The sequence below is a fragment of the Kitasatospora sp. HPM-01-4 genome (assembly GCF_051374625.1).
In the GTDB taxonomy this organism is placed as follows: Bacteria; Actinomycetota; Actinomycetes; order Streptomycetales; family Streptomycetaceae; genus Kitasatospora.
Genome location: NZ_JBPQGP010000005.1, coordinates 2212088 through 2225581, shown reverse-complemented (window position 1 = coordinate 2225581; position 13494 = coordinate 2212088). Strand labels below are relative to the sequence as shown.

The following is a 13494-nucleotide window of genomic DNA, read 5'->3' as shown; positions in this document are numbered from 1 at the left end:
TACGGCTCGCTGGTACTGCTCGGTAACCAGCCCCCCTTGCATCCCTCTCCCATGGAGGTTCCATGCGCTCCGCGCGTGTCGTCACCCGTGTGGTCATGGCGAGCGTCATCGCCGCCGGCACCCTGTTCATGGCCGCCCCGGCCAACGCGGCCACCGTCAACTACGTGGCACTGGGCGACTCGTACTCGGCCGGCGTCGGTGCCGGCAACTACGACAGCGGCAGCGGCAGTTGCGACCGCAGCTACAACTCGTACCCGTACCTGTGGGCCTCACAGAACGGCGCCAACCTCACCGATGTCGCCTGCTCCGGCGCCACCACCAGTGACGTGCTGAACAGCCAGATCTCGGCGCTGAACTCCTCCACCACCGAGGTCAGCATCACCATCGGCGGCAACGACTCCGGTTTCGGCGCCACCATGAAGACCTGCGTGCTGTCGGGTACTTCCGCCTGTCTGACCGCGGTGAACAACTCCGAGTCGTTCGCCAGGAACACCCTGCCCGGCCTGCTGGCCAACACCTATGCGGCGATCAGCTCCGCCGCGCCGAACGCCACCGTGGTCGTGCTGGACTACCCGCACCTCTACCAGGTCCCTGGCAGCTGCCTGGCCGGCATCAGTGACACCTCGAGATCCGCGATCGACGGTGCCGCTGACGTCATCGACGGCGTGATCCAGCAGGCCGCCGCCAACGCCGGCTTCAACTTCGCCGACGTGCGCTCCGACTTCGACGCGGGCCACGAGATCTGCGGCTCCGGCGACCAGTGGCTGCACAGCACCACGATCCCGACCAACGAGAGCTACCACCCGACTGCGGACGGCCAGGAGTACGGCTACCTCCCGGAGTTCTCCGCGAACGCGTGATCATCAAGTGGTGACCGTCAGCTGACCTCACACCAGCTGATCACGCACCACTGGTTCCAGGACACGGCATGACTGCGCAACGGCCGTGCGGGCCCCCCACCCCGCACGGCCTTCGCGCGCTGGTGCCGCAAGCGCGGTCGGCGTTCGGCGGGCGTGCAGCGCCAGTTCACGCTGGACTCCTTGGTTCGCGCCCGCCATGATCGGAAGCCATGAGTGAACCGACGCTTGTGGTAGATCGGCAACTGGCCGCATACAACAGTCACGACCTTGACGCCTTCGTCGCCACCTACGCGGAGGACGTGTCCATCACCAGGCGCGACGGCAGCGGGCTGCACGGCCGGGAGGCCCTGCGTGGCGTGTACGGCCCGATGTTCGCCGCAGGTCGGTGCCGGGCCGAGATCGCCGGCCGGCTCACCGAGGGCGACTGGGTGGTCGACCATGAGATCGCCCACGGCCTGGCCGACGGCCCGGTCCGGCTTCTGGTGGCCTACCGGGTGCGGGGCGGACTGATCGACCGCGTCGACTTCCTCGGCTGACAGCCGCCGCCACCCGGTGAACCTTCCCGGCCGCGCCGCCCGACCGCACTCTGCGGATCGACGGGAACGTGGCCCGGTTCCACGGCGGTCCGCCGGGTGGGAGAGGCCGATTCGGAGTACGCGGGAAGATCGGCTAGTATCTAGGACATCACCTGCGCGGGTGGCGGAATAGGCAGACGCGCTGGATTCAGGTTCCAGTGCCCGAAAGGGCGTGGGGGTTCAACTCCCCCCTCGCGCACCAGGGTCAACCGACCGAATGAGGCCGGTCAATCCGACGGAATGTCGGGTTGACCGGCCTCATTGCGTTGTGTGAACAGTTCTGGCCCCTCGCGGTTGTGCGAGGGGCCAGAACTGTTTTTGCTGGTCAGGTGGGGTGTGCGGGGTGGGGTGGGTCAGCTGCTGGCGGTGTCGGGGAGGCGGCCCCGGACGGGACGCTGAACGACAGATCGAGCCTCAACCGGGCAGCCGGCAGGGTCCGTTACAACGAGCGGAACACGCCGTGTCGGGTGGGAACCGGGTCTGGCGGCTGCGGTCGCGAGGGTGACCCGGTGGCCGAGAGCTTGGAGCTGGCCGGACCGGCGGTGTTCTTCGTTTCGCACTGGACGGCCCGGAGCCGTTCTTCGCTCAGGAGACAAGGTGTTCCGCGGTGGGGAAGACAGCTCATGTCCAGGCCGGTCTCGGCGTGGATGAACTGCGCTGTCGTCCCGCCTACGCCCAACAATCAGCGGCATGGCACTCGACGAGACCGCAGTCGGGTCTTCCGGCGGCGTTGGCCGGTGGCAGACCCCGGCGCCGTTGCCGGACGGAGCGGCCATCATGTCGAGGGGCGCGCTGATATACGGGTCGGACCCCACCGGACGCGGCCGCGAACGCTGGAGCAACCGCTGGAACGGCGCTCTCGCCGCCTTCGACGCAGCCTTCCAGGGCCGCCTGACGGCCCGCAGGACACAGCCGAAGCCCCGCTCATCCCGCTCCAGCACGTCGAACTGAGCCGATCTGGCAGGAACCTCGGCGCCAGGCGTGACCACCCCGTGCACGCTCTTGTGACTGCATAAGGCCATCGGCAACGAGCGGTGTTCCCAGGGCTCGCCCAGTCAGCGCGCCAGGAAACGATCTTGAAGCTGCTGGGAGCACGCCTCACACGGGCTGGCTGTATCGGCAGCTCAGCGGAATGTGTCGGTTGGTCCGAAGGCGGCGGTCGAGCCACTGGCCAGCCTCCCGCAGCCGCCGGCGGGCCGCGCCCCGTTCACACTGGAGTCCTGACTCTCGTGGTGTGAGGCGAAGGAGGGGCCGGGTCAGCCTTCGGTCGCGGTGGTGGCGGTGGGGGTGAGCAGGCCGTTGAGGAGTTCGGCCTGGCCGGTGATGACGCCGCTGAGGATGGCCCGTGCGACCCGCAGCAGCTCGGCGACCTGGGGGCTGGTGAGGCTGTAGTAGACGGTGGAGCCCTCGCGGCGGGAGGTCACGAGCTTGGCCCGGCGAAGGACGGCGAGCTGCTGGGAGAGGTGGGACGGCTCGACGCCGACTTCGGGCAGCATCTCGGCGACCGCGTGCTCGCGCTCGCTGAGCAGTTCCAGGACCCGGATGCGCACCGGGTGGCCGAGCGTCTTGAAGAACTCCGCCTTCAGCTGGTACAGCGGTGCACCGACCACGGGAGGCGTGGTGGGGGTTTCGGCGTTCACGGCGTCACAGTCTCCGTCGGGCCCAGGCAAGGCAGAACATTGTCAATTACCGACCTTAGCAATCAGGCAAGCACGCAATCATCCCGCGTCGATGAGTGAGGCCGCTGGTGGTCAGCGCCGGCCGAGGGCCGCCAGGGCGGTCTCCAGGTCGGGGAACAGCTGCAGGACGGACAGCGCCATGCTGGTCGTCAGCAGTCCGGCGGGCCGGCCACGAAGGCTGGCCACCGCCAGCGGGCCGCGGCCCCGGGGAAGCCGCCCGGCCGCGTCCACGATCGCGCCCTCACCCACAGCGTCGAAGCCCACGAGAGCGGAGAGGTCGATCACGACCGCGCCAGGGCACCGGGCGACGGCCCAGTCGAATGCGCCCTGGAAGCGGTGGACGGCCTGCTCGCCCAGAAAGCCGGTCAGACGCAGGACAGCGATTCCGTCCGCGTCGTCGAGTTCCCATTGAATGCTCACCGCCACCCCCGAGCACCACACCCAGGGTGGCGGTGAGCATGCGTGCACCCTTCGCGACCAGCGGGAGCGGACAGGAAGGCGGAACGCCCGCACCGCACATGCGGGCGCCGCCTGCCCGGCGCGGGGCGGCACACGACACCCCAGGCCGCGTACGGAGCAAGCAACGCCCCATGGCGATGCGGTGAGATACGCATTCCTCCTCCTGTCCTGCACGCAGTTGCCAATCTTAGCAAGTGCTAAGGTCGTCATGTGGTGGCCTCGCCTCCCCGGACGCGGCTGCCATCGGGTGGCCGCCCCGGAAACACCGACGACGGGGCGGCCACACCCTCCATCGCACCTGCGGCGCGGGCGCCGCGTCCGGCTTCACCTGCAAGGTCACCGATGGCGAGTGGACCATCCGGCCCAGGCTCCGAGGTACGGGCGGGCGCCCATTGCCGAGATGCGGCTCCCGCGCGGTCGCCGCACGGCGCAGGGTGCTCCGTGCCTGCTCGCTCTGCAGCCCAGCGAGATCCCGTCGGTGCTCGCGGCCCTGGATGCCGGACGGCTCATCCACTCCTACCGCGGCGTGCGCCACCTGCTCCTTGCGGGCTACCGCCTGGCCGGCACCCTCCCGCCCGGCGCCGGATCGGACGGCAGTCCTTGACCGTCGTCTTGGGCCTGACGTCCAGTCAACCTGATGTCATGGCGCGCCAGTCGGCCTCCAATAGCGCCACCGGCGGCACCTTCGCCATCTCCGTTCCCGGGCAGCAGGCGGAGGCCGGCCGTTGATGGCTGGCCGGTGTCCCACGAACGGTCCACTGACGGGTCATTGCCGCTGTCCTGCAGAGCGTTGTAGTTGCTAATCTCTGCAAGTTGTCACATGGCTGGCGCCCGGCGGGACGGATCCTGGTCGGCGCGGCTTCCTGTGAACGCTTCCGTACAGGGATGGGCGGGACAGCGATGCGCTGGTTGCGAAGAGCGTGGCCGTCTGCGCCGGGCGGTCAGGCCCGGCGAGGGGGCGGGCCGTGGCGACCGCCACGCCGCCAGGTCCCAGACGAGGGCTCTGCGGCGTTGGACCGGCGATCCGCTTGAGCGACGAGCGTTCGCACTCACCGGTTTCGCTAGCAGCGCCGGCCCCGACTCGGCGTTCCTGTCGGGGTGTTCACCGCTTGCCGGCCGTTTCGCGGGTGATCGCTCTCCTTGCTCTCGCCCTCGCCGGGCTGGTCCTCGGCGTTCTGGTCCCGCGCGCGGCTGCGCTGCTACCGAGCCTCGGGCCCCGTCGCCGCCACCGGCGTAGACGTGGCTGGCGAGAGCTGTGTCAGCAGGTCGATGGCGTCAGGGAGTGTCCCCCTTGCTGATGAGGAGTGGTCTGTGATGGATCTGTGGCGCAAGATCCGCGACATGGGGCGGGTGGCTGAGCCGGCTCTGCCACCGCCTGATGAACAGATGCCGCCCACGGCCCGTGCGCTGGGCGGGTCGGTGCAGGTGCGGCATGTGGACGCGGGGTCGTGCAACGGCTGCGAGATCGAGATCGGCGGGGCGTTCGGCCCCGTCTACGACGCCGAACGCTACGGCGCCCGCCTGGTGGCCTCCCCCCGCCACGCGGACGTGCTGCTGGTGACCGGCCCGGTGACACGGAACATGGCCGACCCGCTGCGTCGCACCTTTGAGGCCATGCCCCAGCCCCGGTTGGTGGTGGCGGTCGGTGACTGCGCTCTCAACTGCGGCGAGTTCGCCGGCGCTTACGGCATCGAGGGCCCTGTGTCGGATGTGGTGCCGGTGGATGTGGCTGTGCTGGGCTGCCCGCCGGAGCCGGCCGCGATCGTGGCCGGGCTGCGCCGGGTGAGTGGCCGGTGAGCGCGGTCGGTTCCGCGCTGGCGGCGGCGAGTGTGCTGGCCGGCGGCGGGGTGCTGGCTGGGCTGCTGGTTCCGGAGCGGGCCCGCCCGGGTGTCGTCGGGGTGTGTACGGCGGGCGTGGGCGTTGCGGGACTGGTGGCGGGGGCGGCGGCATTGGGCGGTGCCCGTTGGTCGGCCGCGTTCCCGGGTCTGCTGCCGCTGGCCGGGGTGCATGTGGCGGTTGACGCGTTATCGGGTTGGTTCATGGCGGTCTCCGGCGGTGTGGTCGCGGCGGTGTCCGTGTACGGGATCGGGTATGCGCGCCACCATCTGGCGGGCCGGGGCGTGCAGGCGGTGCTGCCGCTGTTCGCCTGGTCGTTGGTGCTGGTGCCGGCCGGTGCGAGCGTGTCGACGTTCCTGCTGCTGTGGGAGCTGATGGCCGCCTCCTCGCTGCTGCTCGTCGTGGCCGAGCACCGCCGCAGGGCCTCGGTCCGCGAGGCAGGCCTGTGGTACGCGGTCATGACCCATCTGGGGTTCGTGCTCCTGCTGATCGCGCTGGCTCTGTTCGCCGCCCACGCCGGGGGAGAGTCCTTCGCGGCGCTGCGTGGTGCGGCCTGGCATCTGTCGCCCGTGGTGAGGGGGACGGTGTTCGTGCTGGCCGCGCTGGCGTTCGGGTCGAAGGCCGGCATGGTCCCGCTGCACGCCTGGCTGCCCAGGGCCCACCCGGAAGCGCCCAGCCACGCATCGGCGCTGATGAGCGCGGCGATGGTGAACCTCGGCGTCTATGGCATCATCCGGATCACCTTCGACCTGCTCGGCGGCGGCCCGCCCTGGTGGGCGCTGCTGCTGGTGGCGCTCGGGGCGGTGACGGCGGTGTTCGGCATCGTGCAGGCGGCCGTCGCCACCGACCTCAAGCGGCTGCTGGCGTACTCGACCAGCGAGAACCTGGGCCTGGTGCTCATCGGTGTGGGGGCGGCGCTGCTGTTCGACTCCGGCCGCACCCGAGCTCTCGCCGGGCTCGCGTTGGCGGCGGCGCTGCTGCACGTGGTCAACCATGCTGCGTTCAAGGCGCTGCTGTTTGGCGGCGCGGGCTCGGTCCTTCATGCCACCGGCACGCGCGACCTGGACGCCCTGGGTGGTCTGCGCCGGCGCATGCCGGTGACGACCGGCCTGTTCGCGGTCGGCGCGCTGGGGGCGGTGGCCCTGCCGCCGGGCAACGGGTTCGTCAGCGAGTGGCTGCTGCTGCAGTCCCTGATCCACGGTCTGACGGTTCCCGGGGTGGCCACGGCGGTGATGGTGCCGGTGGCGATCGCCGCCATCGCGCTGTCCGCCGGCCTCGCGGCGGCGGCCTTCGTGAAGGCGCTCGGGGTGGGCTTCTTCGCCCGCCCCCGCACCGATGCCGCGGCCCGGGCCGTGGAGAGTCCGCCGCTGATGCTCGCCGGCATGGGCTTGTGCGCGGTGGCCTGCGCGGCTCTCGCGCTGTTCCCCGGCGTGCTGGCCCACGGCCTGGCCCGCGCGGTCGCCGCCGCCGGGCTGAACGGTGGGACGGCGGTGGACGGGCCTGGTCTGCAACTGCGGCTGACCCGCCTCTCCGGCAGTCTGGCACCCCTGTGGGTGGCCCTCGCGCTCACCGCCGCCGCTGTGGCCCTCGTGTTCCTGGTGCGCCTGGCCGCCCGCATCCCGCGCCGGCGCCAGGCCGCGCTGTGGGACTGCGGGGCCGGTGCGCCGACCGCGCGGATGGAGTACACGGCGACCTCGTTCGCTGAGCCGCTGCAGCGCGTGTTCGACGACGTGCTCGCCCCCGAGCAGGACATCGACGTCACGCCGGTGCGCGAATCGGCCTATCTGGTCGAGCGAGTGCGCTACCAGCGCACGGTCCCGGACCGGATCGAGCATCGCCTCTACCGGCCGGTGCTCGCCGCGCTGGCCGCCACGGGCCGCTCGGCACGCCGGCTGGCGGGCGGCAGTGTCCACCGCTACCTCGGCTACGGCTTCGCCACACTCGTCACCCTCCTCCTTGTGCTGGCGGTGACCCGGTGAACCCCCTCGGAACGGCAGCGGTCGCCGGCCAGATCGTCCTGGTGGCGGCGGGGGCGCCGTGGCTGGCCGGCCTGATGCGCCAGGTGCGTGCCCGGCTTGAGGGGCGGGCCGGCGCGGGAATCGGGCAGCCCTGGCGCGATCTGCGCAAACAACTGCGCAAACAGCCTGTCACCGCCGCCGGCACCGGCCCGGCCTTCCGCGCTGCGCCGCTTGTGCTGGTCGCCACCGCGATCGTGGTCGCCGCCCTGGTGCCGCTGGCCTCCACCCGTACTCCGGTCAGCGGTTACGCGGACCTGATCGTGGTGGTCGCCCTGCTTGCCCTGGGCACGGTGTCGCTCGCGCTCGCCGCACTGGACACCGGGACGGCTTTCGGTGGCATGGGTGCCTCCCGCGAGATGACGATCGCGGCCCTGGTGGAGCCGACGCTGCTGATGTCGGTCTTCGCCCTGTCCATCCCGGCCGGATCCACCAACCTGGCCACCATCGTCTCCGGAGCCGTCCACAACCCGGCCCGCCTGGCCACCCCCGCCGGGATCCTCGCCGCCGTCGCCCTTGCCGTGGTGACCATCGCTGAGACCGGGCGGCTGCCCGTGGACAACCCCTCCACCCACCTGGAACTGACGATGATCCACGAGGCCATGGTCCTGGAGTACTCCGGGCCCGACCTCGCGCTGGTCGAACTCGGAGCCCAGATGCGCCTGGCTGTCCTGCTCGGCCTGCTCACCTCACTGTTCGTGCCGTGGGGCATCACCACCAAAGCCGCGGTGGGCGCGCTGCTGCTGGCCCTGGTGCTGTTCGCCGCCAAGGTCGCAGCCCTCGGCGCTCTCCTTGCCGCCGCCGAGGTGTTCTGGGCCAAGGTCCGGCTGTTCAAGGTGCCCGAACTGCTCGCCGGGTCCTTCCTGCTCGCCCTGCTCGCTGTCGCCTCCTCCTACTTCCTCACCGGAGCGTGAGTCACCCATGCGGTATCTCTGGGACGGGCCGCGATGAGCACCGCCCTGTTCACCCAACTACTCGACCTCGCCTGCGGCGTCTTCCTGCTGGCCGCGGTCCTGGTCCTGTGGCGGCGCGAACTCGCCGCCATCGTCCGCATCTTCGCCGTCCAGGGCCTGGCGCTCGCCGCCGTCGTCGCCCTCCTCGCCATCCACGAGAGGCGCTGGGACCTCCTCGCCGTGGCGGCACTGATCGCAGCGCTGCGGGCCGCAGTCCTGCCGTACCTGCTGCGCCGGGCGCTGGTAGCCGGCGGGGATAGTCACGAGACCGAGCCGCTGGTCAACGTCGCCGCCTCCCTGCTGACCGCCGCCGCCCTCACCCTGCTCGCCTACGCCGCCGCCAGGCCCCTGACCGAACTCGCGCCCTCGCCCGCCACCCGGGCCCTGCCGGTCGGCTTCGCGGTCGTCCTGATCGGCTTCTTCGCCCTGGTGACCCGCCGCCGCGCGCTCTCCCAGGTCGTCGGCTTCCTGCTGATCGACAACGGCATCACCGCCGTCGCCTTCCTCGCCACCTCCGGCGTGCCGCTGATCGTCGAACTCGGCGTCTCCTTCGACGTCCTGTTCGCCGTCCTGGTCCTGCAGATCCTCACCACCCGGATGCGCGCCGCCTTCGGCCACACCGACCTCGACGACCTGCGGGAGCTGCACGGCTGATGAACGACGCGTTGCTGCTGACCATCCCGATCGCCGTCCCCCTCGCCGTCGCCGGCCTCCACGCCGCAGCCGGCTGGCGGCCCGCTACCGCCTGGGCCGGCCTGGCCTCCCCAGCGGCGATCCTCACCTGCGCCGCAGCCCTGGCCACCCGCGTTCCCCACAACGGCCCGGCCGCCGCTGCGGGGGACCTGTTGCGCGCGGACGCCCTGACCGTCTGGATCCTGCTCGGCATCGGAGCGGTCGGCGCGCTGGCCTTGGCCGCCAGTCCCGCCTACCTCGCCGCCGAGCAAACGGCCGGACACACCGACGCCCCCGCGGCCCGCCGCTACGGGATCCTGGTCCACCTCTTCCTCGCCGCGATGGCCCTGGCCACCCTGACCGCCAACCTCGGCGTGCTGTGGGTCGCCATCGAGGCCACCACCATCGTCACCGCCTTCCTGGTGGGCCACCGCCGCACCCGCGCCGGCATCGAGGCCGCCTGGAAGTACGTGGTCATCTGCTCTGTCGCCATCGCCCTGGCCTTCCTTGGCACGGTGCTGGTCTATTACGCCGCCCGCAACGCGGGCATCCCCGAAGCCCACGCCCTGGACTGGCCCACCCTCACCGCCCACGCTCACCGTCTCGACCCGCACACCCTGCGCCTGGTCATCACCCTGGTCGTCCTGGGCTTCGGCGCCAAGGCCGGGCTCGTCCCGCTGCACGCCTGGCTGCCCGACGCCCACGGCCAAGCACCCGCCCCCGTCTCGGCGTTGATGTCCGGCGTCCTGCTCGCCGTCGCCTTCACCGCCATCCTGCGCTACAAGGTCATCGCCGACGCCGCCCTCGGCACCGGCTTCACCCGCGCGCTCCTTCTCGCCGTCGCCCTCTCGACACTCGCCCTCGCCGCAGCCCTGCTGCTGGCTCAGCGCGACTACAAGCGGATGCTCGCCTACTCGAGCATGGAGCACATGAGCCTGATCGCCCTGGCCGCCGCCGCGGGCACCCACCTCGCCGTCGCCGCGCTGCTGCTGCACATGGCCGGCCACGGACTCGCCAAGGGCGTCGCCTTCTGCTCCTCCGGCCACCTCATGCACCTGCACCACACCACCCGCATCGGCCGCGTCCGCGGAGTACTGACCTCGGCCCCGGCCCTGGGCGCCGCGTTCGCACTCGCCGTCCTCGCCCTGCTCGCACTACCGCCGTTCAGCCTCTTCGCCTCCGAACTCGCCATCGCCCGCGCCGGGTTCAACGCCCGCCTCGGCTGGGCCACGACCATCGCCCTGGTCCTTGTCCTCGCCTCCTTCGCCGCCCTGGCCACCCGCACGGCCCACATGCTGCTCGGTCCGGCACCCGAGCGAGCAGGTGACACCGCCGTGGCGATGCGCGTCGGCCCCACCACCTGGCTGCCCCTCGCCGCCGGCCTCACCGCCTGCGCCGCGCTCGGCATCAGCATCACGCCGCTGAACGACCTTCTGACCGCCGCCGCCCTCATCGGAAGCCACTGACACCCATGCAGCCCCCGACCCGCACCGTCACCGACCTCGACCCAGCCGAACTCCCCACCCACGCCAAGGAACTGCTTGCCGCCGGCCACCGCCTCGCTCTGGTCGCCGCCCACCACGACGACCAGGGCACCGAGTCGGACCCCGGCATCCGCGTGGTCTACCTCTTCGTGCAGGGCCCACCCGACACCCGCACCGAACTCCACGTCCACCTCGACCCGTCGAACCCGAGCGTCCCCAGCCTGGCCGGCCTCTCCTTCCCCGCCGGACGCTTCGAACGGGAGATGCGCGACCTGCACGGCATCGTCCCGCTCGACCACCCGATGCCCCGCCGCCTGGTCCGCCACCCGCACTGGCCCCGCGGCTGGTACCCGATGCACCCCGACGCCGGCCCGCCACCGCCCTTCGGTGTGCCGGAGGGCCCCTTCCCGTTCCTGACCGTCGAAGGCCCCGGCGTCTACGAGATCCCCGTCGGCCCCGTCCACGCCGGCCTGATCGAACCCGGCCACTTCCGCTTCTCCGTCGTCGGCGAGACCATCCTCAAACTCAAAGCCCGCCTCTGGTACGTCCACAAGGGCATCGAGAAGCACTTCGAGGGCCGAGAGCCGGCGCGCGGCCTCGCCCTTGCCGAACGGGTCAGCGGTGACACCACCGTCGGCCACGCCCTCGCCTACTGCCTCGCCATCGAAGAAGCCACCCGCACCCACGTCCCCGCCCAGGCCAGGCGCGCCCGCGCCCTGCTCCTGGAACTCGAACGCCTCCACAACCACGTCACCGACCTCGGCGCCCTGTGCAACGACGTCGGCCACGGCATCCTCAACGCCCACGCCTGGCGCATCCGCGAACAACTCCTGCGCCTCAACCAGCAGATCACCGGACACCGCCTCCTACGCGGAGGCGTCATCCCCGGCGGCAGCGCGCTGCGCGCACGACCTGACCCCGCCGAACTCAAGGCCATCGGCGCCGACATCCGCGACCTCATCGCCCTCGCCCTCGACCACATCACCATCCGCGACCGCTTCACCGGCACCGCGATCCTGCCCCTGCAGGCCGCCCGCGACCTCGGCTGCCTCGGCTACGTCGCCCGCGCCAGCGGACTGCTCACCGATGCCCGCCAGGCCCACCCCTTCCACGACTACGACGACGCCCTGACCACCCGCACCCTTGGCAGCGGCGACGTCCTCGCCCGCTTCCAGATCCGTGCCCAGGAGGCCGAAGACTCCCTGCGGCTGATCGGCTACCTCGCCGAGGGCACCCCGGTTGGCCCCACCCACCGGCCGGCGCCACCGACCAACGACGCATACCGGTCCGGAGTAGGCATCACCGAAGGCTGGCGCGGCACCATCACCACCCGTGTCGAACTCGCCCCCGACGGCACCCTCAGCCGTGTGAAGATCACAGACCCGTCGTTCTTCAACTGGCCCGCCCTGCCCGTCGCCCTGACCAACACGATCGTCCCCGACTTCCCCCTCACCAACAAGAGCTTCAACCTCTCGTACGCCGGAAACGACCTCTGACCCGCTCGAACGCCATCGCCGCCCGCTACCCGGCCGATGTCACCACCGGCGCGGGAGTGTCACGAAAGATCGTGTAAGTCCGTGATGTGACAGGGTCGCCGAGGCTCGATCCCGGGTCTTGGCCAGCCGGAACGGACTGACATGACTACTGCTGACAGCGAGAATCCTCCCGTCGAGCAGGTCGGGGCCGAGCTGGTGGACGAGGCTGCCGAGCGGCTGATGGACCGCGCGGATGCCTCCGGGGCGGCCCTGCTGGGCGAGGGCGGGCTGCTGACCCAAATCGTCCGGGCCCTATTGGAACGGGCCCTGGAAGTCGAGATGACCGAGCACCTGGGCTACGAGAAACCCGACCCGGCAGGTCGCGGTTCGGGTAACAGCCGCAACGGAACGTCGTCGAAGACCATGCTGGCCGACATCGGCGCGGTGACAGTGGCAGTGCCCCCGGGACCGCAACGCGGATTTCCAGCCGCAGCTGATCCCGAAGAACGCACGCCGGCTGGCGGGGTTCAACGAGCGGATCCCGTCGCTGTACGCGCGCGGCATGTCGGTGCGTGACATCCGCTCCCACCTGGCCGGCATCTACGGCGTGGAGGTCAGCGCGGACCTGATCAGCAAGGTCGCCGACGCCGTGGCGGACGAGCTGGCCGCCTGGCAGATGCGGCCTTTGGACCCGGCTTGATTTCTATCGGTGGTTGCGAACGCAATCACCGATAGGTGAGGTAGGGCGGATCGGTGGCGGGTTCAGTGGTGGCGGTTGCCGAGGAAGAAGAGCAGCATCACGAAGCTGGCGAACAGGTGCGTGCCGGCGATGTAGATCAACGCTCGGGTGAGCATCGCCTTGCGCTTGCTCTTCTCGTCGCCGACGGCGTCGCTCATGGCTTCTCCTGCGTGGTCGCGGGTGAACGGTCACCACTCGGGTGGGGGCGGATGTACAGGCGTCGACCCGATGTGGCGGCCTCGGCGAGTGCGGCCTTCAGTGTGGGCAGGTCGACGAGATCCGGTGCTGCTGGGGTGCCGTGGTCGTCGTAGGGGGTGATGGTGAAGCGCACGGCGGCTCATTCCTGCGTTGCGGCGGGTGGGGTCAGGGGCAGTAGGAGGCGGATGGTCTTGCCGCCGTCGGGGTCGGGCTCGATGGTCAGCGTGCCGCCGAAGTCGTGGGCGAGTTCGGCCACCACGGCCAGACCGCCCTTCTCCTCGGGGGAAGGGAGTTTTGTCGGTTCCGGATGGCTGTCGCGGACGGCGACTTCGAGGTGGTCGTCGGTGGCGGCCAGCAGCAGCTCGAAGAACGGGGAGCACGGTGCGGCGTGCCGCACGGTGTTGGTGACCAGTTCGGTGATCGTGAGGAGAGCGGTGTCGTGCGCGCTGGACTTCGGCGGCACGCCCCAGGCGGTGAGGACCGACACGGTGATGCGTCGGGCCAGTGCGATGGAGGGGGGCAGGCTGGCCAGACGCATCTGGTAGTCCG

General features: G+C 70.9%; 15 protein-coding genes, 1 tRNA gene and 1 pseudogene. 12 read left to right on the top strand and 5 right to left on the bottom strand.

The genetic code is table 11. The features are described from left to right. Positions 1-62 precede the first annotated feature (62 nt). The 4 genes from ACSMTC_RS09450 to ACSMTC_RS09435 all read left to right on the top strand — a co-directional run bounded on the left by ACSMTC_RS09450 (position 63) and on the right by ACSMTC_RS09435 (position 2386). Positions 63-860 carry an SGNH/GDSL hydrolase family protein gene (locus tag ACSMTC_RS09450; protein WP_436559211.1) on the top strand — a complete coding sequence of 266 codons (798 nt, stop codon included), beginning with the start codon at positions 63-65 and terminating at the stop codon, positions 858-860. 209 nt (positions 861-1069) lie between these two features. Next, positions 1070-1396, top strand: a complete 327-nt coding sequence (locus tag ACSMTC_RS09445) for a nuclear transport factor 2 family protein (protein WP_436559210.1) — start codon at positions 1070-1072, stop codon at positions 1394-1396. A gap of 154 nt (positions 1397-1550) precedes the next feature. Then, a tRNA-Leu gene (locus ACSMTC_RS09440) sits at positions 1551-1637 on the top strand. A 488-nt stretch (positions 1638-2125) separates the two neighbouring features. Next, positions 2126-2386 (top strand): hypothetical protein, encoded by a 261-nt coding sequence (locus tag ACSMTC_RS09435; protein ID WP_436564927.1) that lies wholly within the window; start codon positions 2126-2128, stop codon positions 2384-2386. A 305-nt stretch (positions 2387-2691) separates the two neighbouring features. Here ACSMTC_RS09435 and ACSMTC_RS09430 read toward each other — a convergent pair whose 3' ends face one another. Then, positions 2692-3075: an ArsR/SmtB family transcription factor gene (locus ACSMTC_RS09430; protein ID WP_436559209.1), complete on the bottom strand. Its 384-nt coding sequence runs from the start codon at positions 3073-3075 to the stop codon at positions 2692-2694. Positions 3076-3186: 111 nt separating this feature from the next. Then, positions 3187-3534: an STAS domain-containing protein gene (locus ACSMTC_RS09425; RefSeq protein WP_436559208.1), complete on the bottom strand. Its 348-nt coding sequence runs from the start codon at positions 3532-3534 to the stop codon at positions 3187-3189. A 439-nt stretch (positions 3535-3973) separates the two neighbouring features. Between ACSMTC_RS09425 and ACSMTC_RS09420 the strand changes: the two genes are divergently transcribed. The 8 genes and pseudogenes from ACSMTC_RS09420 to ACSMTC_RS09385 all read left to right on the top strand — a co-directional run. Continuing rightward, positions 3974-4177, top strand: a complete 204-nt coding sequence (locus ACSMTC_RS09420) for a hypothetical protein (RefSeq protein ID WP_436559207.1) — start codon at positions 3974-3976, stop codon at positions 4175-4177. A 710-nt stretch (positions 4178-4887) separates the two neighbouring features. Beyond that, on the top strand, positions 4888-5370 hold the full coding sequence (locus ACSMTC_RS09415; RefSeq protein WP_436559206.1) for an NADH-quinone oxidoreductase subunit B family protein: 483 nt from the start codon (positions 4888-4890) through the stop codon (positions 5368-5370). After that, on the top strand, positions 5367-7388 hold the full coding sequence (locus ACSMTC_RS09410) for a proton-conducting transporter transmembrane domain-containing protein (protein WP_436559205.1): 2022 nt from the start codon (positions 5367-5369) through the stop codon (positions 7386-7388). Before ACSMTC_RS09415 ends, ACSMTC_RS09410 begins: the two co-directional genes overlap by 4 nt. Then, positions 7385-8338: a respiratory chain complex I subunit 1 family protein gene (locus ACSMTC_RS09405; protein ID WP_436559204.1), complete on the top strand. Its 954-nt coding sequence runs from the start codon at positions 7385-7387 to the stop codon at positions 8336-8338. The genes ACSMTC_RS09410 and ACSMTC_RS09405 overlap by 4 nt, the downstream gene beginning before the upstream one ends. Before the next feature lie 33 nt (positions 8339-8371). After that, positions 8372-9031, top strand: coding sequence for a hypothetical protein (locus ACSMTC_RS09400; RefSeq protein WP_436559203.1), 660 nt, complete (start codon positions 8372-8374; stop codon positions 9029-9031). Continuing rightward, complete coding sequence (locus ACSMTC_RS09395; protein ID WP_436559202.1) at positions 9031-10515, top strand: proton-conducting transporter transmembrane domain-containing protein; 1485 nt, start codon at positions 9031-9033, stop codon at positions 10513-10515. The genes ACSMTC_RS09400 and ACSMTC_RS09395 overlap by 1 nt, the downstream gene beginning before the upstream one ends. Before the next feature lie 5 nt (positions 10516-10520). Next, entirely contained in the window at positions 10521-12029 is a 1509-nt protein-coding gene (locus tag ACSMTC_RS09390) for a hydrogenase large subunit (protein WP_436559201.1), read from the top strand. A 141-nt stretch (positions 12030-12170) separates the two neighbouring features. Next, positions 12171-12699, top strand: a pseudogene (locus tag ACSMTC_RS09385) (transposase); the annotation flags it as partial. A 71-nt stretch (positions 12700-12770) separates the two neighbouring features. Here ACSMTC_RS09385 and ACSMTC_RS09380 read toward each other — a convergent pair. Genes ACSMTC_RS09380 through ACSMTC_RS09370 form a run of 3 tightly spaced genes read right to left on the bottom strand, consistent with a single transcriptional unit; the run spans position 12771 to position 13483 of the window. Then, positions 12771-12905: a DUF6126 family protein gene (locus ACSMTC_RS09380; RefSeq protein ID WP_436559200.1), complete on the bottom strand. Its 135-nt coding sequence runs from the start codon at positions 12903-12905 to the stop codon at positions 12771-12773. Next, a complete protein-coding gene (locus ACSMTC_RS09375; RefSeq protein ID WP_436559199.1) occupies positions 12902-13078 on the bottom strand; it encodes a hypothetical protein in 177 nt (58 codons plus the stop codon). Before ACSMTC_RS09375 ends, ACSMTC_RS09380 begins: the two co-directional genes overlap by 4 nt. Before the next feature lie 6 nt (positions 13079-13084). After that, positions 13085-13483: an ATP-binding protein gene (locus ACSMTC_RS09370; RefSeq protein WP_436559198.1), complete on the bottom strand. Its 399-nt coding sequence runs from the start codon at positions 13481-13483 to the stop codon at positions 13085-13087. Positions 13484-13494 lie beyond the last annotated feature (11 nt).